At 37.2% G+C, this 25,519-nt stretch carries 18 protein-coding genes; 8 read left to right on the forward strand and 10 right to left on the reverse strand.

The genetic code is table 11. The annotated features are described in order from the left end of the window. Nucleotides 1–77: IS3 family transposase (locus C9J29_RS25100; RefSeq protein WP_336603300.1), on the forward strand; the 77-nt coding region annotated here is incomplete at its 5' end. Nucleotides 78–152: 75 nt separating this feature from the next. On the opposite strand, the gene C9J29_RS23135 is transcribed toward C9J29_RS25100, so the two are convergent. The 4 genes from C9J29_RS23135 to C9J29_RS23150 form a co-directional block, all read right to left on the reverse strand. Next, nucleotides 153–695, reverse strand: coding sequence for an NADPH-dependent FMN reductase (locus C9J29_RS23135; RefSeq protein ID WP_025117582.1), 543 nt, complete (start codon nt 693–695; stop codon nt 153–155). Nucleotides 696–758: 63 nt separating this feature from the next. Then, a complete protein-coding gene (locus C9J29_RS23140) occupies nt 759–1,376 on the reverse strand; it encodes a nitroreductase family protein (protein ID WP_008176945.1) in 618 nt (205 codons plus the stop codon). A gap of 68 nt (nt 1,377–1,444) precedes the next feature. Continuing rightward, nucleotides 1,445–2,428: a ring-cleaving dioxygenase gene (locus tag C9J29_RS23145; protein WP_008176947.1), complete on the reverse strand. Its 984-nt coding sequence runs from the start codon at nt 2,426–2,428 to the stop codon at nt 1,445–1,447. A gap of 51 nt (nt 2,429–2,479) precedes the next feature. Further along, nucleotides 2,480–2,914, reverse strand: coding sequence for a MarR family winged helix-turn-helix transcriptional regulator (locus C9J29_RS23150; protein WP_008176948.1), 435 nt, complete (start codon nt 2,912–2,914; stop codon nt 2,480–2,482). 172 nt (nt 2,915–3,086) lie between these two features. Here C9J29_RS23150 and C9J29_RS23155 point away from each other — a divergent pair, with 172 nt between their 5' ends. After that, nucleotides 3,087–5,072: a catalase gene (locus C9J29_RS23155; RefSeq protein ID WP_089987145.1), complete on the forward strand. Its 1,986-nt coding sequence runs from the start codon at nt 3,087–3,089 to the stop codon at nt 5,070–5,072. 53 nt (nt 5,073–5,125) lie between these two features. Here the strand turns inward: C9J29_RS23155 and C9J29_RS23160 are convergent, their stop codons facing one another. From C9J29_RS23160 to C9J29_RS23170, 3 genes are all read right to left on the reverse strand, one after another. After that, nucleotides 5,126–5,590, reverse strand: coding sequence for a YusW family protein (locus C9J29_RS23160; protein WP_008176953.1), 465 nt, complete (start codon nt 5,588–5,590; stop codon nt 5,126–5,128). Nucleotides 5,591–5,696: 106 nt separating this feature from the next. Next, nucleotides 5,697–7,910 (reverse strand): YcdB/YcdC domain-containing protein, encoded by a 2,214-nt coding sequence (locus C9J29_RS23165; protein WP_089987146.1) that lies wholly within the window; start codon nt 7,908–7,910, stop codon nt 5,697–5,699. A 126-nt stretch (nt 7,911–8,036) separates the two neighbouring features. Then, a complete protein-coding gene (locus C9J29_RS23170) occupies nt 8,037–9,209 on the reverse strand; it encodes a glycosyl hydrolase family 18 protein (protein ID WP_008176956.1) in 1,173 nt (390 codons plus the stop codon). 653 nt (nt 9,210–9,862) lie between these two features. On the opposite strand from C9J29_RS23170, the gene C9J29_RS23175 reads away from it, so the two are divergent. Both C9J29_RS23175 and C9J29_RS23180 read left to right on the forward strand, forming a co-directional pair. Continuing rightward, nucleotides 9,863–10,282, forward strand: coding sequence for a hypothetical protein (locus tag C9J29_RS23175; protein ID WP_089987147.1), 420 nt, complete (start codon nt 9,863–9,865; stop codon nt 10,280–10,282). A 13-nt stretch (nt 10,283–10,295) separates the two neighbouring features. Next, the gene (locus tag C9J29_RS23180; protein WP_107922863.1) at nt 10,296–15,380 is read left to right on the forward strand and encodes a DUF4132 domain-containing protein; all 5,085 of its coding nucleotides are present in this window, start codon (nt 10,296–10,298) and stop codon (nt 15,378–15,380) included. Between the two features lie 47 nt (nt 15,381–15,427). Here the strand turns inward: C9J29_RS23180 and C9J29_RS23185 are convergent, their stop codons facing one another. Beyond that, nucleotides 15,428–16,159 carry a hypothetical protein gene (locus C9J29_RS23185; RefSeq protein WP_008176961.1) on the reverse strand — a complete coding sequence of 244 codons (732 nt, stop codon included), beginning with the start codon at nt 16,157–16,159 and terminating at the stop codon, nt 15,428–15,430. Next, the gene (locus C9J29_RS23190; RefSeq protein WP_090003195.1) at nt 16,152–17,489 is read right to left on the reverse strand and encodes an AAA family ATPase; all 1,338 of its coding nucleotides are present in this window, start codon (nt 17,487–17,489) and stop codon (nt 16,152–16,154) included. Before C9J29_RS23190 ends, C9J29_RS23185 begins: the two co-directional genes overlap by 8 nt. 119 nt (nt 17,490–17,608) lie before the next feature. Between C9J29_RS23190 and C9J29_RS23195 the strand changes: the two genes are divergently transcribed. From C9J29_RS23195 to C9J29_RS23210, 4 genes are all read left to right on the forward strand, one after another. Continuing rightward, nucleotides 17,609–18,151, forward strand: coding sequence for a hypothetical protein (locus C9J29_RS23195; RefSeq protein WP_237068913.1), 543 nt, complete (start codon nt 17,609–17,611; stop codon nt 18,149–18,151). 557 nt (nt 18,152–18,708) lie between these two features. Then, nucleotides 18,709–20,457, forward strand: a complete 1,749-nt coding sequence (locus C9J29_RS23200) for a methyl-accepting chemotaxis protein (RefSeq protein ID WP_008176967.1) — start codon at nt 18,709–18,711, stop codon at nt 20,455–20,457. A 131-nt stretch (nt 20,458–20,588) separates the two neighbouring features. Then, nucleotides 20,589–23,756, forward strand: coding sequence for a non-ribosomal peptide synthetase (locus tag C9J29_RS23205; protein ID WP_107922864.1), 3,168 nt, complete (start codon nt 20,589–20,591; stop codon nt 23,754–23,756). Nucleotides 23,757–23,833: 77 nt separating this feature from the next. Beyond that, nucleotides 23,834–24,406, forward strand: coding sequence for a 4'-phosphopantetheinyl transferase family protein (locus tag C9J29_RS23210; protein WP_371861950.1), 573 nt, complete (start codon nt 23,834–23,836; stop codon nt 24,404–24,406). Between the two features lie 102 nt (nt 24,407–24,508). Here the strand turns inward: C9J29_RS23210 and C9J29_RS23215 are convergent, their stop codons facing one another. Beyond that, nucleotides 24,509–25,519 (reverse strand): ABC transporter substrate-binding protein, encoded by a 1,011-nt coding sequence (locus C9J29_RS23215; RefSeq protein WP_090003192.1) that lies wholly within the window; start codon nt 25,517–25,519, stop codon nt 24,509–24,511.

Here is a 25,519-nt window from a genome sequence, read left to right on the forward strand (position 1 = left end):
ACAACAATACAAGAAAGCAATGGACGTTAAAAAAAATGACTCCGGCAGCATACCGAAGTCATTTAATCGCTGTTTAATGTAGCAAATGGTCTTTTATTAAACTGTCTACTTTATAGGGTTCAGTTCATTATACTCATGGGTTAGCTTTTAATTTAAATGTATTTTTTTGCCCAGTTTAAGAAGTTATCGATGACTACATCCAAGAATTTCACTGTACCTTCATCTGTCAAATTACCTTCTGCATCAAATTTTGTATGCACAGCACCAATATAAACATCATTGCCGCTTAGTAATGGTGAGTTAATGCCAGGTGAGAATAAAATATCACGTAGATGTAATTGTGCTTTTACAGTACCTAGATTCCCCATTGATGCACCCATAATAATAGATGGTTTGCCAATCATTACTTTATCTACACGAGATAACCAATCAATTGCATTGACCATGACACCTGGAACAGTTCCATTATATTCTGGTGTTACCCATAACACTGCATCTGCAGCCTTTACTTTTGCTTTAAAATCAAGAACTGCTTGTGGTGCTTCATTTTCGATATCTTGATTGTACATTGGTAAATCCTTCAGACTTAACACTTCTAGATCCAATTTCTCTGTATAACGTTTTTCAATAAATTGAGCTAATTGCATATTATAAGATTCTTTACGGATACTCCCTACGATGGCTACTACTTTCACGATGTTTCCTCCTAAATGTACATAATTCTTAGTATTTAAATAACTATTGTATTTTATACCAATTTAATAATAAATGGCAAATTCTTCAACTGGCTTACGATAACCACGTAAACGACGACTGCTTTCTTTTTCTTTTCCAATCGTAATCATGAGCGCTATTTCTTGCTCTTCTGGTACATTGAAAAGCTCACGCATTTTTTGATTATCGAAGCCAATCATTGGACAAGTATCCCAGCCACGATTTTTCGCAGCTAGCATAAATAACATGGCTGACAAAGATGCATTTCGAATCGCTTCATCTTTCATAAATTCCTCGCCGCGGTCTTCATAAAAGTGAGTATTCTCAGCAACTATTTCTTCTAACTCATACGTTGTGATAATCCCTAAATCGACCATACCTTGACTTAGTTCTGCCGTATTTTTATACGCTTTTTTATCACCTAATACAAGAATGACTCCAGAAGCTGAATGCACTTTATATTGACCATATGCAGCTTCTCTTACTTTTTCCTTCATAGCCTCATCCAACACAACGATGTAATTGGCATGCTGTAAGTTAAAGGCCGATGGAGCAAGTTTGACATCCTCTAAAATTGGGCGTATATCTTCCTCAGTCATTTTAACGTCCGTTAAAAAATTGTTCGCCGAGCGACGCTTATCAATCAATTTGGAAAATTCCATTCAATAAACCTCCAATTCAATATGTAACCATTCAGTAGAGAAAAAATTTCTCTACTGAATTAAAAATATTACTCATATTCTTTATCGAACGTAATGGAGCTTCTTACAGTATCTATAGGGCGAACAAGTCCTTCAATTTGTGTACGTTTTGGTTCTAGGAATGGTGGTAATGAAAGTTTTTCTCCTAACGTTTCATACGGTTCATCTCCCATAAATCCTGGCCCATCTGTTGCTAACTCAAATAAAATTTGTGGCGCTACACGTGCATATAAGGATTCAAAGAAATGACGATTTACATAGCCAGATGTGTGGAAACCGAAGCTTTCAAAACGTGCAGTCCATTCATCTAATACTGCACGATCCTCTACACGAAAGGCCGCATGGTGAACCGTACCAAAACCTTGGCGAGCTACTGGTAACACAGTATTGTGTTCTACAATCACTTGCGCTCCATTGCCACCCTCACCTACTTCAAATAGGTGGAAATGTCCGTCCTCCCCAATCTCTGTAAATAACATTACTTTTTCTAACACATCTTTAAAGTAATTAAAATCAGCTACACGAACAAATACTGGCCCTAAACCTGTAATAGCAAATTCAAGTGGGATAGGCCCATCCTGCCATGGCGTACCTGATGCGATACCTGTATCATGCTCATCAGAAATAAGCTGATACTGCTGATCATCAAAATCCACAAATGATAATGTTTTTTTACCAAACTGTTCTTTTATACCTGTATGTTTTACATGTAATCGGTCAAAGCGCTTTTCCCAATAGTCTAAAGAAGCATCTGTTGGCACACGGAAGGAAGTCTTTGAAATTTCATTTGTACCATGTACACCTTTTGGAATGTTAGGGAAATCAAAAAACGTCATATCTGTACCAGCACTCCCTTTATCATCCGCAAAGAATAAATGGTATGTTTGAATGTCATCCTGATTTACTGTTTTCTTCACTAAGCGCATTCCTAATACATAGGTAAAGAATTTATAATTTTCTTCAGCACTGCTTGTAATAGCCGTTACATGGTGTACACCTTTTAAATGATTCATAAAAATTCTCCTCCCATTATCTCGAAATCGAGATATTTATTTAAAATTTTTTTACTGTTCATTCGCATTTTTGCCAACCTTTTTTAGGGACAAAATCATTGTATCCAGCTCTTGAGGTCCCAATACTTGAAATATCTCATTTATTTTTTGTTCATGCTTAGGGAAAATCTCTTCCATTAGGGTCTGTCCCTCATTTGTAAGCAATACATAAGTGACACGTCGATCTCTAGGGCATGATTTGCGATATACATAGCCTTTTTGTTCAAGCTTATCAATTACATACGTAATACTACTGCTTGCAATTAATATTCTTTTGCCGATCACTTGAATGGGCTGCTCTCCACGATGATACAGAAATTCAAGGACCGAAAATTCGGTTTGATTTAAGTCAAATTGAAGTAAATCCCTTTTTGTTGCTTCCTGAATCGTTTGATATGCTCGGAACAAGACCGTAAATGCTTTTAAGTTACGATTGTCTTCCTTCATACGACTCCCTCACTTATTTCGAATTTAATTATCTTTAATTCGAGATAATAATAACATATCCATTTTTAATCAGCAATCATTTTGTTTCGTATGCTACTCATTAGCTGAAAATGTTTGTGAACATCCTCTGCGGGTAGAAGGAAGTTGTAACTTATAAAGGAGGATTCTATATATGAAAAAAGAAATCAATCAAAAACAACAACAATTAGAAGCATTCCGAGTAAGTGATAAAAATCAACCACTCACAACCAATCAAGGACTAAAAATATCAGAGGATGAACATTCTTTAAAAGCTGGTGATCGAGGTCCTACTTTACTAGAGGATTTTCATTTTCGTGAAAAAATGACGCACTTTGATCATGAACGTATTCCAGAAAGAGTAGTACATGCACGTGGATCGGCAGCACATGGGATTTTTGAAACCTATGAATGTGCAAGTGACATTACAAAAGCACAATTTTTAAATGGTAAAGGAACTAAAACACCAGTCTTTGTTCGTTTCTCTACCGTTGCAGGCTCAAGAGGCTCAGCCGATACTGTCCGTGACGCACGTGGCTTCGCTACAAAATTTTATACACAGGAAGGTAACTATGATTTGGTCGGAAATAATATTCCGGTATTTTTTATACAAGACGCTATTAAATTCCCCGATTTCGTACACGCAGTAAAGCCCGAACCAAATAACGAAATTCCTCAAGCTCAAAGTGCCCATGATACATTTTGGGATTTTATTGCGAACAATCAGGAATCTGCCCATATGGTTATGTGGCATATGTCGGATAGATCGATTCCACGAAGCTACCGAATGATGGAGGGCTTCGGTGTGAATACCTATCGTTTCATCAATGCCGAAGGAAAATCCCATTTTGTTAAGTTTCATTGGAAGCCAGTTCTTGGTGTTAAATCGTTAGTATGGGATGAGGCACAGATCATAGCTGGTAAAGATCCTGATTTCCACCGCAGAGATTTATGGGATTCCATCGAACGTGGTGATTATCCAGAATGGGAGCTTGGCGTGCAGCTTATTCCGCATGAAGATGAATTTAAATTTAGTTTCGATATTCTCGATGCTACAAAAATATGGCCCGAGGAAGAGGTTCCTGTCCGTATCCTTGGCAAAATGACGCTTAATAAAAATGTGGACAACTTTTTTGCTGAAACAGAACAAGCTGCATTTCATGTAGGGCATGTTGTACCTGGCATTGACTTCTCAAATGACCCTTTATTACAAGGCCGCTTATTTTCTTATACAGATACACAGTTAATAAGACTCGGAGGCCCAAACTTTCATGAGCTCCCTATTAATAAGCCTATCTGTCCTTTCCATAATAATCAGCGAGATGGCTATGGTCGACAAACGATTAATGTTGGGCAAGTTAGCTACCATAAAAATTCCTTAGCTGATAACACACCATACCCCGTTCCTGAGGCAGAAGGTGGCTATACACATTATGAGGAAAAAGTAGAGGGTCATAAAGTACGCGCACGCAGTGAAAGTTTCAAGGACCATTTTACACAAGCTAGGTTATTTTGGTTGAGTATGACCGATATTGAAAAGGAACATATCATCAATGCCTTTAGCTTTGAGCTTGGTAAAGTAAAAAATAAAGCCATTCGAAAACAAGTTGTCGATATGTTTGCCCATGTCAGCCATACACTTGCAACAGCAATTGCAGATAATATTGGTATTGTACCTCCCGTACACGTAGAGGTCCCTCATACTATGCAAACCTCCCCTGCTGTTAGCCAAATCTTGAATGCTATAGAAAGTGTAAAAACTTTTAAAGTAGCCGTGATCGTAGCAGAAAATACGGAGGAAAACCTAAATGACCTGATTGCTACACTTTTGAGCAAAAATATAGTAGTAGAATTAATTAGTACAAAACAGGGCTTACTAAATGGCTTTGAGATTCATGAAACTTTTGCCACTGCTTCGTCCGTACTTTATGATGGAATTTATGTAACTGGTTCCTACCATGATTCCCATCAACAAATTAAAGCAGAGCAATTTATTGAAGAAGCCTACCAGCACTTTAAAACAATTGGCCTTGCTAAAAATGTATCGGTTTTACCGCATATCGCCAATAAAAATGGGGTTGCGAATAACTTACCTTCTTTTATTCAATTCCTTTCAAAGCATCGACATTGGGAACGTTAACGTTTATACATGTATAAGCCAGCTAACGCTTGTTTAGCTGGCTTGTCTCATTTTTAAGGTAGTCGTTTAAATTCCTTTTCATTTCCGTCCATAAACTCTACTTCGACTTCAATGGACTGATAGTTATCTTCAATATTAAAAACTTTAATTACTTGATCAATCACTTCATCATTTGGCGTGGTAGAATCAAAATTTAACTGCTTAAATAACGGCTCTAGTTTTGTATAGGCTTCATCACCTTGTAACTTTACATTTTGTCGATCATCCTGTAACTTCGCTGAAATTCCTGATTTTTTATTTTCATACTCTACCTCATATGACTCCGTTGCAGAATAATCAACATCCAATGAAAACTCTAAAAAATTGAATGTCACTTGGTCTGTAGGCGTATCACCAGTCTGTTGTGAAGCATTCTGATCTGCTGGCGCATTAGTAGGCACATCCTTTACCTCATCTTTATTACAGCCATAAAGGATAACCATTACGAAAGAAATCGCTAATAATAATTTTAATTTCATCCAATTGTACACTCCTTTCTTTTCATATTATTTCCCCATTCTGCTATAAACTAACCAAAAAAGGACATCTCCTCAAATGAGGAAATGCCCTTTTCATGACATTCAACTAATAATAGAAATTGCGATCAACTTTATTTTCTTGAATAGCCTTTGCTAAACGAACTGTCGAGACAGCCAAATCAGCATATGACACACTCTTCGTAGCATTAAAGTTATTTTGCTGTGCATCAATTAGACCTATACCATTTGCTAAAGCAATATAGCCTGTATACGCTGGATCAATTGAAGATGCATCAGCAAAGTTTAATTTATAAATATCTTTATATTTAGCAACATTGTCTAATTGTAATAGTTTGATTGACCACTCTGCGAACTCTTGGCGAGTTAGAGTAGCATCTAATGCAAATTGATTAGCAGGCTGAATAATGCCCATTTTAACAGCTTGCTCCACTACCCCATAGAGCGGATGTTTTTTATCAATATTGTTGAAGGATTGCTTTTCCCCATCCCCATTGCCATAGTACCCGTAAGTTAAGGAGTGCAATAAAATTTTCAATGCTTCTCCTTTTGTTACAGCAGCGTCCGCATTAAAGTTTGCTATATCTTTTACATCTAACACATTTTGGTTGAATAAATAGTTTAACTCTTTGGCAGCTGTTGGATGAGAAATAGCTGGCTTCTCTTTTGAGTCATCTACATTCGTTAACCATTCACCAGAAATAGCATCAATTTGGTTATATAAACTTCCATTGTAAGTAGGTGCATACACCAAATCGTAATGGAGTTTACTCTCTGAATCTTGTTTTACATATTGCAGTTGCAATGTAAGTGCTTTGCTATAAGCTTCTTTTGCTTTGTCAGCGGATATAACATTATTAATAGGCTGCCAGTTATCTATCTTTTGCTTATATACACTTAGTGAGCGTAAAGATCCATCAGAGCCAATCCCTACATGTAAGCCATCTCCTACAACTGCAATACCATTCATAATGCGTGGGAAGGTGAAGTAATACTCCTTACTATATTGATCGAATACGGCATCCTCGATTGGCATTGAATATTCATGTAAATATGAAGGTGCCCATTCCTTCAAGTAATCAGTTGCCTTCTTCAATGCAGCGTCCTTAGAAATTGCGTTTACTTTGTTATTTATTAAAAAATCTCTCGATAGGTCATGATACTGAACTAGTTCACCTGTCGCCTTATTAATTTCTAAAGAGCTACCAGATCCACCATTGCCATACATATACGTATAGTTTACAGAGTAGATCGTCTCACCATTGTCATTTTCTCTTTCATCTACTAAATCGATCGTAAGCTTTGCTTTACTCTCATCAACTTTTAAGAAATTTTTTGCGAATTCTTCAGCCTCAGTTGCCGTCATACCGTTCTTTCTTGGTGGTAATGGTTGTGCTGAAATTTTTTCAATGCTCTTTGTCTTCGGCAATTGTTCAGTGAAACCATTTGCTGTCTGCCATTGCCCATTTAGAGCATGTACACCATTGAACCCTGTGGCAGGTGCATAAACAAGCTTCACATTACGTTGATCAGATCTGTAGTCATAATCAATATAATAACGAAGTTCGACAGCTAAATTATCACGAACTTGTGCCAGCATATCCTCCTCTTTCTTTTTTTGATCTAAACTATCAAAGGAAGCTTTACTAATAGACTCTGCATTACTAGACATCCCCGTAACCTCACCATTTGCCAGAACATTAATAGTAATACTTTGATCTCCAATAAGAACCCCATTATAAATTGGTGAATAGACATAGGAGTAAGTAATCGGTTCTGATAACGGTCTCGTCATATTAAAACCATATTCGTTATAATTATCACGAAGTTTGTAATTATCAGCATTTGCAAATTTACCCAGGAATTTTTGTGCAATTTTTTGTGCCTCATTCTCAGAATACTTTGCTGGATAGATTGCCTCTGCTATATTTGCAGGCTGATAATAAAAGTTTTCTAATTCTAAATCATCGCCCTTAAATACAAAGCTACCATGTACGTCTTTACCTTTAATTGTTTTATAGAAATTTAGTTCATATCGAACCGTTGTATCATCTCTATAGAAGTGTCCTGGTCCAGAATTAAAGTCTTGATCCGCTACAAATTTGAACTCTTCCGGAAATAGTGATCGTAGCTTTTTTATTAGCATATTTTTTGTAATTTTTGTTTCAGTTGAAGCTACCTGAATTTCAATACGCTCCGATCCTTCCTTTACATTTGCTGATGCTTGCGATATTGGTGCTAAAATACCAACAGAAAATGCTGTTGACGTTAGAATTATTCCTAACTTTTTAAATTTACCCAAAATATCCCTCCTAAAATACTATTTGCCATAATTATAATATAGTTTCCGATATTTAGAAACATTTTTACATATAATTTCCAAATCAAAAGAAAATACAATGGGTAAACCCTATTCTTCTGCCTCGTTTCATTTCTTCACCACATCAAAATTAGCACCAATTAATACCCAATTTTGAGGGAAAGGTAATCCTAATTTCCAATAGCCAATGCCACGAAGATTATATTGTTTGACTAGATTAAATTTAGCTTGAATGGATCTTGCATCTTCAAACCATACAATATGCGCTCTACCCTGTTCATCATAGTATTCAAAAAACGGAGCTTGTGCTCTCCAATCATATTGAATTGCCGCATTATAACGTTTGGCAATCTCAATAGCTCGTTGAGGACTCAATGCTTCAGCAAATGGGCCCCCTTGAACAAATGGTAATGTCCAATCATAACCATATAAATTTTGTCCTAGCATAATTTTGCTGGCAGGTATTTCACTCACTGCATACTTGACAACGGCCTCCACTTCAGGAAGTGGGGAAACGGCCATTGGGGGTCCCGCAGAATAACCCCATTCATAGGTCATTAATAAAACAAAGTCCACTATCTCACCATGTGCCCTATAATCATGCCCCGCAGTCCATGGACCTCGATCACTTGCACTTGTTTTTGGAGCTAAAGCAGTAGATACCGTGTATCCTTGAGCATGGAATTTCTCCACCGCTCTTCTTAAAAAATTGTTATAGGCTTCTCGTTGATCACCTGGTAAATTTTCAAAATCAAAATGGATATCCTTAACGTCCTCTAGCTTTCTAGCCTCCGCAAGAATATTATCAAAGAGTAAATCCTGAACAGCTGTACTTTGAAAAATATCTCTCGCCAGATCTCCACTAAAACTGAAATTCTCCAGATTCGTAACGACCATTGCCAATGAAGCCCCAGTATCATCCGCAATTTGAGTTACACCTTGACTAGGCGGTATCCGTAAGGTGCCATCCCGTCTGGCTTCATAGCTAAATAAAGCTAAATATGTTAAATAGGGACCCGCTTCCCTAGCTTGATTTAAAAGTACCTCACTAACCGAAGTACCTCTTGGCTCTAAGTATGCTAATGTTTCTGCTCTTGTTTTTGGTGGTTGCGGAATATATAATCTCATCCCAACAGCTAATGGTTGATTTGGGTTAATACCGTTGACTTGCGCAAGTGTTACATAGTTAATACCGAAGCGTTGTCCAATTGACCATAAACTATCTCCTGGCTGTACATAATAAAAGCTACCAACAATAGGTATCACAAGAGCTTGCCCCACAACTAAACGATTTGGGTCTGGAATTTGATTGGCATCTACAATACTTTGAACCGTAGTCCCATACGCCTGCGCAATACCCCATAAAGACTCGCCAGCCCGTACAACATGTATTTGAATGATCTTGCCTCCTTCTAGCTTGATAAATCATACCTATAAAGTTTATGAGATAAGAAAAGAAATAATGTCTTTCTAGAAACCACATAAAAATCCATTCATCAAAGTAGCAAAGGATGTTACCGTGGTTTATTTTCTAATCTTCTAGCTTTATAGATTTGGCGAATAAAAGATCCTTTATAATAGTTTTAGCATCATCATTTCGTTATATTTTCCACACAAGCGTTCACTTTCTATTACTCTCTATATAGTAGAAGTAGCCTGAAAAATTTTCTTGTGTAATATCCTCTGCTTTCCATAGTATTTATATTATAGAGCGCAAATTGATACATACCCCTATAAAAATAATCGTACAAACGTTCTATTTTCAACAGATCTTTAAGCAAGCCTACCCCCTCTTTCTACCTTACTAATAATCCGTAACATGCTATTTTTTGTTACACATTTCCCAAAAATAATTATGCAACTAGCGTCGGATGCCTTATTCTTTTCATAGTTATCACTCTTGTATAATGAAATTATTGTAAGGAGGTGTTAGATTGCGTTTATTTTACCAACAAAAAGGAATCGGTAAGAAATCACGTAAGCTTCAACAGATTCCATTTTTCATTGAAGAACCTGTCATAAATTTACAAGATTTACTTATTAAACTTGTCACACAACAGGTACAACAATATAACGAGAAAATGGTTGATACGCCACTCCATCTCTATTTCACCGATCAGCAATTAGATGATGCGGCTCAGCATGGCAAGGTCCATTTTGGAGAGAAAAAAAGTGATTCATTCCAGCCAGTAGACCAAGCTGTCTCTACAATGCTTCAAGCTTTTCAAGATGAGCTTTTCTTAGTACTTCACAATGAGGAGTCTCTAGATTCGCTTAACTCGCCACTAACTGTACAGGAAGACGATGTTTTTACATTTATTAGATTAACCATGCTTGCAGGACGAATTTGGTAAGGAGGAATGTCTCATGACACTATCACATGAACAAAAAACACATTTTCAAAGTATAGTTGACACGGCACCGTCAACAATACAGCCATTAGCAGCCGCATTATTAAAGTATATGGACAATCGTGATTACGATATTGAAAAGCTTATTACAGAACAGCATGTTCAATCACTAGAGGAGCTGTTTAGCGGACAATTATTAGAAGTGCTTATATTATTTTCTTCACAGGAACGCGCGCTCCACATTAAGAAACTAGCTTTACGTTTTGATGCTACGATGTTCCAAACTGATATGTTACGTCGATCATTTCGTTCAGCACAGCCCGTACAAGATCATCTTTTTCAATGTCTACAATTAATAGAAGAAATGCTGACATTTGAAGAAATTAGTCTGGAGGATTTACTAGCTCACCATAGCCAATATGAGCATGGTACCTACCCGAACTATAGCTCCTATGTATTGAAAAACGAAAATGAAAAAGTAATGGGCTTTCATGTCTTTGAGCAATTGCTTGCTGAAGAATTATCCTTAGAAAATCCATTCATTGAAGATAAAGTAGAGAGTATTTTATTTGATGAGCACCGCAGTAACTTTTTCGGTCATCCACTCATTCGTGGCATTTTTAAATCAAGCAATAGTCGGATGCATGAAGCGCTTGGAAAATTATTAGTAGCGGCTGCACGTCAAGAAGGGCTTCGACAAGCAATTGTAGAAAATATTGACCACGGGAATCTTGATGCACAGCTCTACATGATGAAACTTATTCAGGAACATCAACTAACAAGGTTCTCCTCTGTTATACGAGCGGTCGATACATGGATGGGGCTTGGCTATAGTAGCTTCGAAAATCAAAAAATAACGGAGGAAGTTTTGTCCTTAGCCATCCAAGCGATGGAAGACGACCATTTCACTGAACAGTTGCTAAAAAGTGAACGGACCATTGATATTTACGTTGCATTATGGGCGACTTCGACAAAAGATTATACGGAGCTAGATGTGCTGTTGGCCGATCTCTTACAGCGAGACAAGCATATTCAGCTTACAACATTAGCTTTTTTGAAAAACCTATCAAAAATATCCTTTACAGCGCCTTTCGTGAAGGAATTAATTGTAACAACGAAGGATATCGAAATTTTTGCATTTGCATGGGATAATTTCCTTCATGCCAACCACTATATCAATAGTGAATATGCAAGAGATAATGAATGGGATAAAACACTTCAAAGCTTCATGAAAGACAATACACAGCTACAGGGCATAGAATATGCATTATTTGAACAGCTTGAATGGGCAAAAAATGAAATGACCAAAGATGGGTTATCCATTACAGGCAAGCCTCTATCTTTTGTCTTTGTTCACTTGTCATTCGAAGACTTAATTTCAACACAAATTGTACTTGCGTATTATCTACAAGATGAAGAGTTATTCCAACGAATCATCGCGCATGCAGATGCTTATCCACCATCAAGTAGGATCGGCTTATTGAATATTTATTGTCTGGATCCAATCACACAAGGACAGCGTGAATTTCTATTCAATTCATTACGAGATCGAAGCTCTATCAATCGTTCCCTTGCATTAAAGAAAATACATGCATTGACACCAACCAAAGAAGAAATAACAAAAATCGAGGATCTTTTAGCCAATAAATCTGGGGCTCTGCGGAAAGAAGCTATTTCACTCTTGAAAATTCAACCACAGGATCATATATTGGAAAGTGCTGAACGATTAATAAAAGACAGTAAGCAGCTAAAGAGGCTTGGTGGTCTTGAATTATTGTTAGAGGCATCTAAGGACTACAATTTAGCGAGCGAGCAAATTACGAAATTATGCTCCCTATTACCAAAGATAACAAAAAATGAACAAGTACTATTAGAACAATTAGTAGCAAGAGATGTACCCGAATATAACGAAAGCAATGGCTTTGGTTTATATACACCACATGCTCCTATTCCATACGATCGCATTGCCAATAGCGCGATCAAAATGAATGGTGAGGAACCTTGGCAACAGCTTGTACCTTTATATGTACAAACACCTACACCTATTGAAAAATTCTTTCAATATGATTTAGATAAGCTTCTCTCCAAGCTAGAACAACTTATTCAAATACTTGATGAATATGCTAATTTTGAATATGAAACTTATCAATGGAATGACACTAAAATGTTGACTACTTTAGGGCAAAAATACAGTATCTTGGCCTCTAAAACAGACAGTCAGCGAAATGCCAGTTTAGATGTTTATCCTATACCAGAGGCCATTGTTCAATGGATTAAATCATCATCTTTTAGCGGTGAAGACTTAGCTTATTTCAACTTTTATAATCATCTATCAGAATACCCTGCTACTCATGACCTTTCTGAAGCAGCCCATATTCTTATAAAACCTTTCTTTCAATATGAGGAAATGAAAAAATATGTTGCCCAATTTAACTCCTTGAAATATCACTATACGCTTCAGCAAATCTTTTCAGTTTTGTCGCAAGATATCAAAAATATTTCAGGAGAGACATTGTTGCATAAAGAAGCAGTTTCATTACTTGAACGACATGCACCAGCATTTAATAGCTTTGAACAGGCAACCGGTATCGTGCTTCAGCTATTACATCAAATCCCTGCTGATCAGTGGCGAGTGGATGTAAGAGATAAAGGCTATTACTACTATCAATCTACCTCTACAATTATCGACTTAGATATTATTGAGGCATTTGTCGATCGACTATCTAATTACGCAACTTATGAAGGCTATGCTAAAATGCTTGCCATTAACGAAGAGCTGACAAAGCGTATGCAAAAAGAAAATTATAGCCCAAGTCTCTACGATCTATCATTATTCCAATATTTAGATGCATTTAAAGTTGGCTTATTGACGCAAAACCATTTATATGAAGCTATTTTTACGAACACTCTTGCCTCAGAAATATTTACTGAACCAAGTAAACTGTTGGATCGCTATCAATCTTTTGAAGACTTAGCTGATTTCCTTGCCATTCGTAATCAAGCGATCGATCGCATCTTAGCTATCGAGCTAAAGCGTGGCGATACTCCGACAGCTGTTACCAAGCTTGCTAGTAGCATTTCTTACTTTGAAGGAATCGATTATTTCCTGCAAATTTTACAGGCACTTGATGGTGAAAAGCTTTCACGAGGTTATATATGGCAGGCAGAGACGAAAAAAGATGTCTTCTCTCGCCTTTTAACTAGCTGCTATCCTCAAAAAGAAGAAACCGCACAGCAGTTAAAAGAAGCATGGCAAAAAACAGAGATTTCTAAAGAGCGTTTAATTGAAGCTATGATGTATAACCAGCATTGGATTGACCTTGTCAGCGAGGTGATTGGCTGGGAAGGACTAAAGGAATCTGCTTGGTATTTTATTGCCCATACTACAGATTCTTTATCAGACTTTGCCAAAGATCAAATTGCCCTCTTCTCCAGTATAACGGCAGAAGATTTTCGTGATGGCGCCTTTGATTTAGCATGGTTCCAAAGTGCTTATCAAACACTGGGCTCTAAGAAGTTTAAACTTGTATATGATGCGGCGAAATACGCTTCAGAAGGAGCCAACCACCGTCGTGCTCAGCTTTATGCAGATACAGCCATTGGCACACTTAGTCCAAAGCCATTAATGAAAGAAATTCAGGAAAAGCGCAATAAAGATAAACTGCGTGCACTTGGACTTATTCCGTTAAAAACAACAGATGACAAAGATGCTCTACATCGTTACCAATTTATTCAACAGTTTTTAAAGGAAAGTAAACAATTTGGAGCTCAACGTAGGGCAAGTGAATCACGAGCAGCTAGTATTGCACTAGAAAATTTAGCCCGCAACGCTGGGGACGGAGAAGCTACTCGCTTCATATGGCGAATGGAATTATCAGCCTTTAACGATATTCAGCATTTATTTAAAGCACAGCCTATCGAACAAATAACAGCGCATTTACAAATTGAAGAAGATGCCGCTATTACAATAATCGTTGAAAAAGATGGTAAACGTCTAAAAAACATACCTGCTGCTTTAAAAAAGCATGCTGACGTTGTTACTCTTCAAGAAGCTCGTAAAGATTTACAAGAACAATATAAACGTGCACGTCCAGCACTAGAGCAGGCAATGACATTAGAAACCAAGTTTTCAGCGGAAGAGCTAATTAATTTGTTAGCTCACCCGATTCTAGCCCCGCTTTTACAAAAGCTTGTCTTTATTAGCGGCGAGCATGTTGGGATGATAACACCAGAGGGTTTACAGGTACTATCAGGTAATGTCGTGAATCTTGCTCCGACAACACCCTTAATGATTGCTCACCCTTACCATCTTCTTGAAAGTGGTCAATGGAGACAATGGCAGGCCTATATGTTCGAACACAAAATACAACAGCCATTTAAACAAGTGTTCCGTGAGCTATATCTTATAAATGCAGACGAAAAAGGTTTAAAACAATCATTGCGTTATGCGGGACATCAAGTCAATCCATCTCAAACAGTAGCCTTGCTAAAAACACGAGGCTGGCAAATTAGTTATGAAACTGGACCTCGTAAGGTGTATTACAAAGAAAATATTGTGGCATCCTTGTATGCGCAGGCAGACTGGTTTACTCCAGCAGAAATCGAAGCACCTGCAGTCGAAGGTGTTTATTTCTACGATCGTTTAACAGGAAAAGATATCGTCTTAGATGATATTCCAACTGCAATCTTCTCTGAGGTTATGCGGGATATGGACCTCGTTGTCAGCGTTGCCCATGTTGGTGGTGTCGACCCTGAGGCCAGTCATTCTACTGTTGAAATGCGGACTATTATTGTTGAGGAATTGGCAAAATTATTAAAGCTCTCCAACGTAGAAGTGAAGAAACAACATGTCCTTATTGAAGGTAAATTAGCAAGCTATTCCGTGCATTTAGGCAGCGGCGTGGCCCATCAAGTCGGTGGTTCGATGATACCAATTGTCGCAGTCCCATCTCAGCATCGTGGACGCATATTCTTACCTATGGTGGATGATGATCCACGAACAGCTGAAATTATGTCAAAGCTTTTAATGCTAAGTGAAGATACTAAAATGAAAGACCCAGCCATTTTAGCTCATATTCGTAGCTATGAACAAACGCATTAAAAGGTACAAAACAAAAACAGGTGACGAAACAACATACGTCACCTGTTTTATTGTACATTTGTTTTTATCATTTCAAATAAAAGAGGTACATTCGTTCCTCGCTGTAATGAATGGCTTCCTTCCATTAAAAACGACCAGCTTTTTTTCATTTTTTCCCTATAGGGTAGTTCAGCATCGACTGGCAAATAAGCCTTTAAATATTCTTCGATCGTACCAGACAAATTTTCTATAAACTCATCTGCCTTGTGGATTTTCTCCGTTGGGATTTCATTACGTTCATCCCATAGTACATGTTCTAAGTTTGTAGAGAAATAAAATAATTGATAAGGCACTTTCAAGCGATTAATACTAAAATGGTCATTCGCAATTAAGATTCTGGCATTCCTCGCCTTCATCTCATTGCGCTGTTCAATTTGCTCTTTACGCTTATCGGACTTCACTAAAATGGCATCCTCTGTATAAAACAATTTTTGCTCGATATTCTCATCGACCTTGACGCATTCTGGTGCAATAAAACAACCGTCTGCATCTGTTATATGAATAACAGCAGTTAAATCCTTCGCTAAAAATTTATATTTATCTAAATAACTCTGGATTACACGGATAACACTGTTTTTTATATTGGGAATGCGTTTATGGGCATCCCATTTTGTCAATACATCCTCACGCTGGACATCAAAACGTATCGTTGTATCCGCGAAGTAAGTATCCAAATAATCCTCTAAAATAATTTGCTCTGTCTGCCCCTCAACAATGATTAAAAGTACCTTTTTAGTCATGCTGCACACCTGCTTTACGAAAAGCACGTTTAATTTTAAATGTTTTGGTCTCTTTATAAACCTCTTCATCCTGTCCACCAAGCTGAATAGCTCTCAAGTAGACATCTCTAGCATTATTTATTTCTTTAATACCCTTTAGCTGCATATAACGGTGATTTTCATTCGTTGTCGTGAACCATAAATTTTTAATAGCTAGCACCTCTAACACTCGTAGATTATGGGATGTGAAAACAAGCTGTCCTTTTCCATCCTCATCTATCACTGTTAACAACTCACCTAGCAAATATTCAAAAACGCCTGAATCTAATTCATCAATAACGACACAAGCGTTTGGATTGTTATATACGGCAATCAATACACTAAGAATCGAAATGATCTTCAATATCCCTTCTGACTCTGTTCGCAAGGGTAATTCTTGCTCTCCACGCTGCGATAAAAATTCAAAACGGATGCCTTGTCCCCCATCATCCATTGTCTGCTTTGTAATAATATTGATTTTAATAGTCAGACCTGGAATAATAGCAGCTAGCACTCGGTTACTCTGTTCAATCACTTCACATAAAGCATAGAATTCATCCTCAGGCAATAAGGCAGGACCCTTTAAGTCATATGGAATTTGCCCTCTTGTTTTCTCTAAATGGATACTAAATGGCATAATCCGTTCTTCAAATAACGGGGCAATATTTTGGTTATTCACTACATGTAAATCTCGATTAAAATCAACGGCTATATTTTTGATTAGCTGAATCTCTTGTTCGGTCAACCGTTCCTGTAATAATGGCTTCAAATCCTTATGGAAAAGAAAAGATCTATATTCCTTTCTTGCTAATTGCTGAATAACAAGCAATTGAATACGTGCTTGTTCACTCATATCAGGCAAATTTGAGTTACGTATTTGGATACCTTTCTCTGTCATAGCCATTAACACCTTTGACCGTTTTCCCTTGTCATTTTCTCTATACGTCAGTCGTTCCAGTGTTGTATAGAGCCGATGCTGATCCTCCTGCAGCTCCACATAATAATGGACAAAGAACGTACCAAATTGATTCTCAACTAAAAATTCAAAATCGAGACTGGCTGTATCCTCACCCGCTAAAATTAACCGCTTTTCTTGCGAGGGTAGCTTCACTTCAGCAAGCCAACCTGAAATAAGGGTCTTCAATAAACCAAATGCATCTACAATGGTTGTCTTCCCAGAGCCATTTTGTCCGTAAAGTCCAACCACATTTGCTTGTAAAAAGGTCTCGAAGCTAACTGCTAAAGTAACCTCACCATGTCGTACATTCCGTAAATTTTTTAGTTTGATTTTTTTTATTTTTATGATTGCCATTTACTAAACATCCTTTAGCTCTTTTCCCCTATTATAATGAAAATTGTTATATTTTATAACAATCTCACACTTCATTATCAATTAGCCTATAGCCTATAACATTCACAGTAGGTAGGCATATGTTAAAGAAAAATGAAGAAAGGTGTGTTTCATTGGTTTATCCTAGATTGGCTCCTGAAGATTTTAACAGTCAATTCCGTCCAGGTATGAAAATATGGGTGACACTACCTACTGGGACTTATTCAGGTACATTGATTCGAACATTTGGAACAGGAGGAAGAACAGCCGAAATCCAATTAGATAACGGTCAATTGGTGACTGTTGATGTTAGCCAAATAACGGCTGCTGGTACAGGAACACCTCCTGGCAACTCCTATCCACCGCCCTATCCACCACCCTATCCGCCACCTTATCCGCCGCAACCGTACCCACCAAGACCCTATCCGCCACAGCCTTATCCGCCACAACCACCGAGACCATATCCTCCGCAGCCTTACCCACCACAACCACCAAGACCATATCCTCCGCAGCCTTATCCACCACAACCACCAAGGCCATATCCGCCGTTTCCTGGGGGACAATTCCCGGGCTTCCCACCTCCATTATTGCCGGGACTCCCAAACATCTTGCCAGGTATTATCGGCAACCCTAGACAGCCATAAAAAATAAAAGGCTTTCTCTTTGTTCTTTTACGAATAAAGAAAAGCCTTTTTTTACATATTTATATTTTATTTCCATAATAATAACAAAGAACGGCAATAGCATTTTCTAGAAGAAATGACATTCCTTAATAGGTAAAAAGACTTAAAGAGAAATAAAAAAATAAGATTTTAGCCAAATTTTAATTAAACTAAAATTGACTCAGTTTTGAGCATACTTGTTTTTTATATTATTTACCCTTTGAATTTTCATAAAAATATTGTCTAAGCTACAAAATATATAGACTATAACACTAAATATCTTCGTTTACCTATTTAAATCTACACTGCAAATAGTAAGTTTTCTGGGTTGTGAATCATTTTTTTTGGCAGTATAGTAGTTTATTGTTAGGGGATAATTAGATTATTTTTCACTGGTACATATTTATTGAGAATGCATCTGGAATTCTATGAATGACATCTAGACTTTACATTGAATTAGCTTTTATTTCATCGATAACAATACCCATTTCTCATCCTTAACATGAAATAATCGGTATAATATAATTAGGAGGAAAAGCATGAAAAAACGTAAGAAGCAGCATATGTCCATTAGTAAAAAAATAACCGTTATAATGGTAAGTATTTTATTACTGTTTGGGTTAGTTACTTTAGGGCTTTCTTATTATATAGTAAGAAATAGTAATTTAACAGATATGAATCAATCGCTTGATGACAAAGGTATGATCTTAGCCAAAACAATTGATGTGAACACATTGAAATCAATCTTAGATAATCCTTCAGATAGTAACTCTGATGCAATTCGACTGACGAAGGAAATGGATGCTATTAATGATTATTCAGATAGCATTACCAATCTCTTTTTAATTACAGTTGATGGTGAAAATATTAATGCACCTGTCCTATCTTCTAGTATACTTGAACTAGGTGCTGAGTATAATCAGGACATGATTGCTATGGGTTTATCACCTGATTTCCTAGCGAGAATTAAAGAAGTTTTTGAGACAAAAGAAGCTACAGCTACAGATATCTATAGTGATGAGTTTGGTAGCTATAAAACTGGCCTTACACCAATTTTAGATGATGATGGAACTATGCTAGCTGCATATGCTATTGATTATGACGTTTCGATGGTAACTGGCAAGGCTATGTCAGAGGCACTTTGGACATTGGTAGTAACGGTTATTTTCTTAATTGGTTCATCCATTGCTGTGTATACTCTTTTAAGAAAAAAATTAACACCGATTCAACAGCTTTCCCTACAGTCTAAAAAAGTAGCAGAAGGTAATTTAGAGCTCGATCCTCTACCAGTTACTTCAACGGATGAAGTAGGAACGCTTACGCAAAACTTTAATTTGATGATTGAAAATTTAAAAACTGTTATTAAGAGTACAACAAATGTATCTGCACGTGTTTCAAACACAGCCAATATTTTGTCTACGAACATGCAGGAAACTTCTGATTCCTATAATAATGTGACATCTTCTATGCAAGAAATTGCGAGTGCAGCTGATCTTCAAGTTCAAAGAGCCAATGAAAGTACCATTACAATAGAAGAAATGAGTATTGGAATTCAACGTATTGCTATGACATCCAATCAGATTTCGGAATCTTCTATCTTAGCATCTGAGGAAGCTGAAAGAGGGAATGAATCAACTAATAAGTCTGTCGCTCAAATGAATGCGATTAGTCAGGCAGTCAATCAATCAGCAGCATCTGTTAAATTGCTTGGCGATCATTCTAATAAAATTGAAGAAATTGTCGGCATTATTACCGGAATTGCCTCTCAAACAAATCTCCTAGCCTTAAATGCAGCTATTGAAGCTGCCCGTGCAGGAGAAGCTGGCAGTGGCTTTGCCGTTGTAGCTGATGAAGTACGTAAGCTAGCTGAACAGTCTGAGGCCTCAGCCCGAGAAATTTCCACGCTTATTTCTCATATTCAGCACGATACAAATGAATCTGTGAATGTCATGGTTCGTGCGGTAGAGGAAGTCGATCATGGTATTGTCATGATAAACGATTCAGAACAATCATTTAGTCAAATATTAACATCTATTCATCATGTAACTGGACAAATACAAGAGCTGTCCGCAACTATTGAAGAAATGGCGGCTGGCATGGAACAAGTGACTTCCGCAGTTAAAGATATGGAGGACTTCTCCATCAACTCTAAAGAAAGTACAAGAGCAGTAGCTGCAACTTCTGCCTCTCAGCTAAATACAGTACAGCGAGTGTCTGAGGAAGCTCAAGTACTATCCGAGTTATCTGAAGAATTATTGAATGTTGTCAATACCTTTGTAGTGAAATAAAAAGAGAAAGGGCTGCCCTTATACGGTGTTTTTGGTCCCTTAGCTTCTACAGAATACTTTCTGCTGGAGCTAAAGGACTTAAAAATTCCTACATAAGTGACTGCCCTTTTCTAAAATAGGAGTTGTAATGATTGAATAATAAACGAGAATTTGATTGTCCTACATCACAGTTTAAAAAGCATTTTTCTAAACAAGATACGCTACTATCCAATCATACAAAGCTATTAAATGAAGAGGATACTTTAGCCTATCAAACATTAAATCGTACAATGGCTGACTATGATAAAAATATCACGATACCGCAAGTATTTTATCAAGTAGCACAACAGTTTGCAGACCGTATCGCTCTTTCCTATGAAGATGGCAAGATGACCTATCGTCAGTTAAATCAAAAATCTAATCAAGTTGCACATATGCTAATCGCCAATGGTCTACAAAAAGGTGACTATGTGGCAATTATTATGGACCGTAGCAAGGAAACTATCATCAGTTTGTTAGGCGTGCTAAAAGCTGGTGGTGTTTATGTTCCTATTGATCCGAGTTATCCAAAAGAACGTTGCCAATATCTCTTACATGATACTGGTGCACCATTTATCATAACGAAAAACGAATATAATGACTTACTGAATGACCTAATACATAATGAGTTCCAATCACGCACAGTGCTAACAATCAATCAAATGGAGAGTGGCCTTTCACAAGAGGATTTACCATGTAACCTACTTCCATCCGATTTAGCCTATATTATTTATACATCTGGTTCTACTGGTAAACCTAAGGGTGTTTTGCTTAAACATACAGCCGTTATTAACCTAATAACAGATAATCAAAGAATTTACCATTCGACTGAAGAAGATGTATTTTCTCAGTTTATTTCTTACAGTTTTGATCCCTCTGTAACAGAGACTTTTACCGCTTTCTTTTCTGGTGCAAGACTCCATATGCTCGCAAGTATTGAGCGTCTTTCAATAGAAGCATTTGCCGATATGATTGCACGAGAGCAAGTAACAACTGCAACTGTACCGAACGCTTTCTTTACACAACTAGCCACACATTTACCTATAGATTATCGGGACAAGTTGATGACGCTACAATATCTATCGGTTGGCGGCGAAGCCCTATTGCCTGCTATTGTCCAAAAATGGCAAGAAAAATTCGGTTATTCTACAGAAATTATTAATGTCTATGGACCAACTGAATGTACAGTTTTAACCTCCTACTTCAAGATAAAAAGTCAGTTAACAGACATGCAATCAAGTATTCCTATTGGCAGACCAATTGCCAATTATGAGATGTATGTGGTGAATAAGGATGAACAGCTTTGCCCAGTTCATATAACAGGCGAATTATGTATTGCAGGAGCTGGCCTAGCAGCAGGATATTTACATCAACCTGAAAAAACAGCAGAGGCCTTTGTTCCTCATCTGTTTAAACCAGATCAAAAAATGTATCGAACAGGTGATTTAGTCCGCCTATTACCTAGTGGTGTCATTGAATTTGTAGGACGGAAAGATTCACAAATTAAAGTAAGAGGCTTCCGTATTGAGCTTGGAGAAATTGAGACCGTTTTAAGCAATCACCCTATCATTCAGGAATCTGTGGTCATAGCTAAGAAAATGTCTGACGGCCAAAACCATTTATTTGCTTACTACACAGCGGCAAATGGTATACAGCTAGAAGAACAAGTTTTAAGAGACTACTTAAACAATCTTTTACCAGATTATATGGTACCTGAACGATTCATCGAATTGCTAGAAATGCCATTATCCCCTACTGGCAAAATCGATCGTAAGCAGTTGGCCACATTGGATGTATCATTATCACGGAGTCATCTATACGTTGCCCCTGAAAATGACACGCAGCATTTACTAGCGAATGCATGGGAGTATGTACTTGGCAACAGTCCAATAGGCATTCACGATAACTTCTTTCACATTGGCGGACATTCATTAAAAGTACTTGAAATTCTTGTACAAGTGAAGAAGCATATACCGTTCCTAAAGATTCAGGATTTTTTCCAATATCAAACGATTGCTGAATTAGATCAATATATTGGCAACTATCAGCCTGAAGATCTGGACGTGGAAACACCACCAAAAAACATTGTCTATAAGGATTTGATGGAACCTAGCAAGCTTCCAGTTTCACAAACGGTGAAGCCGTTACCGATGACTACGGTTTTATTAACAGGTGCGACAGGTTATTTAGGAAGCCATGTATTATACGAGCTGCTAGTGACAACAAAAGCACATATCTATTGTCTTATTCGACCAAGTGAAAAGGCCACTTTAGAGGATAAGCTAAAGGAAAGTATGCAATTTTACTTTGGACATAACATGACTAAACATATGGAGGATCGAATAACCGTCGTTCAAGGCGATTTAGGAAAGAAGAACCTTCATTTAACTAGCGAAGATAAACAGGTTCTAATAAAAGAAATCGATGCCATCATCCACTGTGGAGCCGATGTACGTCACTTCGGAGCAACGGATCATTTTAATAATGTTAATGTAAATGGGACCCGTTATTTACTTGAATTGGCAAAGGGTAAACCTGGTATTCATTTTCATTATGTATCAACAATCGGCATTCCAGAGGAGCTCGCTGCCATTCAATGGGGACCAGATGAGGCAAAAGGCGATTTCAACTACGATATGCAGCTTCGTAGTGTCTATACACAAAGTAAGCTGGAAGCAGAAAATCTCGTAAGAAATGCTGTACATGACGCGATTCCTATTTCTATCTATCGTGTAGGTAATTTAAGTTGTCATTCTGAAACAGGAAAATTCCAACGAAATATCAATGATAACGCCTTTTACCGAATGATTAAATCTATGCTTTATTTAGGTAAAACACCTTCCGTACAATGGCATGTAGACTTCACACCGATTAATTATGCTAGCCAAGCATTAGTATGCCTAGCTAATCAACCAGCAGCAAATGGACATGTCTTCCACCTATGTAATCCTGTATCACTTACTTATTTAGAATTAATCGACATGATAAAGGAGTTTGGCTATGATTTACAAGTCATGACAAAGCAAGAGTATACAAATTGGCTATTACATGATGACCATTCTATAGAAGTACAAGAATATTTAGCTTTAGCTATTGCACAGCTAGAAGGTGATGGAGCTAGTGACTCCCCATTTATCTTTAACTGCAAAAAAACGATTGAATTTCTAGCAAATGCAAGTATTGAATGTGCTGTACCAAATACAGCACTTATTCATCAAATGATTGAATATGGGATCGAAATAGGTTACTTTCCTGAGCCCAAACAAGTCAATATACGATGAACACAAATGATATACAGCTTTTTGCACTCCCATTAGGGGGACAGTTAACTTCCGAAGAATGGAATGCGTTTACTATAATGCTCCCTTTTCATGTCCAAAAAAATATCAGGCAGTACAAGCAATGGCAGGACCGCCAAAGAGCCTTGCTAGGTAACACCCTTATCAGGTGGGCGCTCCTCCCATTCATGAATAAGGCTGTATGCCATATTACTCAAGACATTTATGGTCGTCCAACTGTAGCGAATCACAAACAATGGGAAGGCGATTTTAATCTCTCTCACTCTGGTGATTGGATTGTTCTGGCCCTAACAACAAACGGGCGAGTAGGCATTGATGTTGAAGAAATAAAGCCCGTGAATAAAGATATTATGCACTATGCATTATCTAAACAAGAGTTCCATATGTCCCTTCATCAGCCTCTACATGCTTTTTATGAACTTTGGACATTAAAAGAGGCTCTTTTTAAAACAGGCTTATTTCCTAACCTATCGCCTCACTTGCTTGATACTATTGATATTAAAACGACAAGAGCAGATCTTTCAACGCAATTACTTTATCTTGATCAACGTCATCCTGTCACCATATGCTGGAACAATAGCTCTACCAATGTAAAAATAACAACATTAAATAGACAGCAGCTTCTACAGTAATCAAACAAGGAGGAGAAAACTATCATTTCTCCTCCTTGTTTATGAACAAAAAAGCTGCCTATTATGTCTTTTTTATAGACCAATGGGCAGCTCCAATACAGTTTATTTAAATAAATCCGGATACATTTCTTTCGCTAAGGCTTCCATACCATCTATTGTATTATAGCCATAACCAAACATATAATTGTAATCTACAATATAGATTTGTTTGTTTTTAATAGCCTTCATGCTCGAAAGCTTAGGGTTAGCATAGATTTCTTCACGAACTTTTGTCAGATCAGAACCATCCCAGTTTGGAAGAATTAACACATCTGGATCAGATGCAATTAATGTTTCCACACTAACATCTCCTGTTTCATCTTTGAAAATATTATCTAGCTTAACCATTTTAAATGCGTCATTAAAGAATGTTTCATCATGTGCTGGGTATACAAAAAGTTCCTTTGGATCATTTGTATGCAAATAAGCAAATGTTTTTTCTTCTTTAATACTTTCTAATTTTGAAGTAATGCCTTGTTGTCGATCTTTTAATTCTTTAATGAAGCTAGTTGCCTTGTCTTGAACATTGAAAATTTCACCGATATTTTCGATGTCTTTATAAATAGAATCATACGTGCCACCTGTGATTGATGATTCTAAAACAAATGTTTTAATACCCATTTCGTTTAGTGAATCTACTGTACCTACTCCCCATTCAGCATTATCAAATAAGCCACCACGACCAAATACTAAATCTGGATTAGTTCCTAATGTAACCTCTTTCCCTACATATTCATCACTTAATATATTTAATTTTGAGTATTCCTCTTCCACAGATTTATCGACAGCACCAAAGTTTGCACCAACACCAACGATTTTATCGCCTAGTCCTAAATGCAATAATAATTCTGCTGCTGGGCGTGTGTTTGCCATAATTTTTTCAGGTGCCTTATCGAATACTTGATCTTTCTTGTCCCAAGTCGAACCACCTTCAGCCTTTGTAAAGTTTTCAATAGTTAATGGATAATGCTCTTTTGTTTGTGCTTCTTCTGAAGTATTTTTGCTAGTATTACCGCAAGCTGTTAACGTTAATAAAGCGGCCAAACCAATTCCTAGTAATAATTTTTTCTTCAT

Origin of the sequence: Lysinibacillus fusiformis, from assembly GCF_003049525.1 — a bacterium.
GTDB classification, from domain to species: Bacteria; Bacillota; Bacilli; order Bacillales_A; family Planococcaceae; genus Lysinibacillus; species Lysinibacillus fusiformis.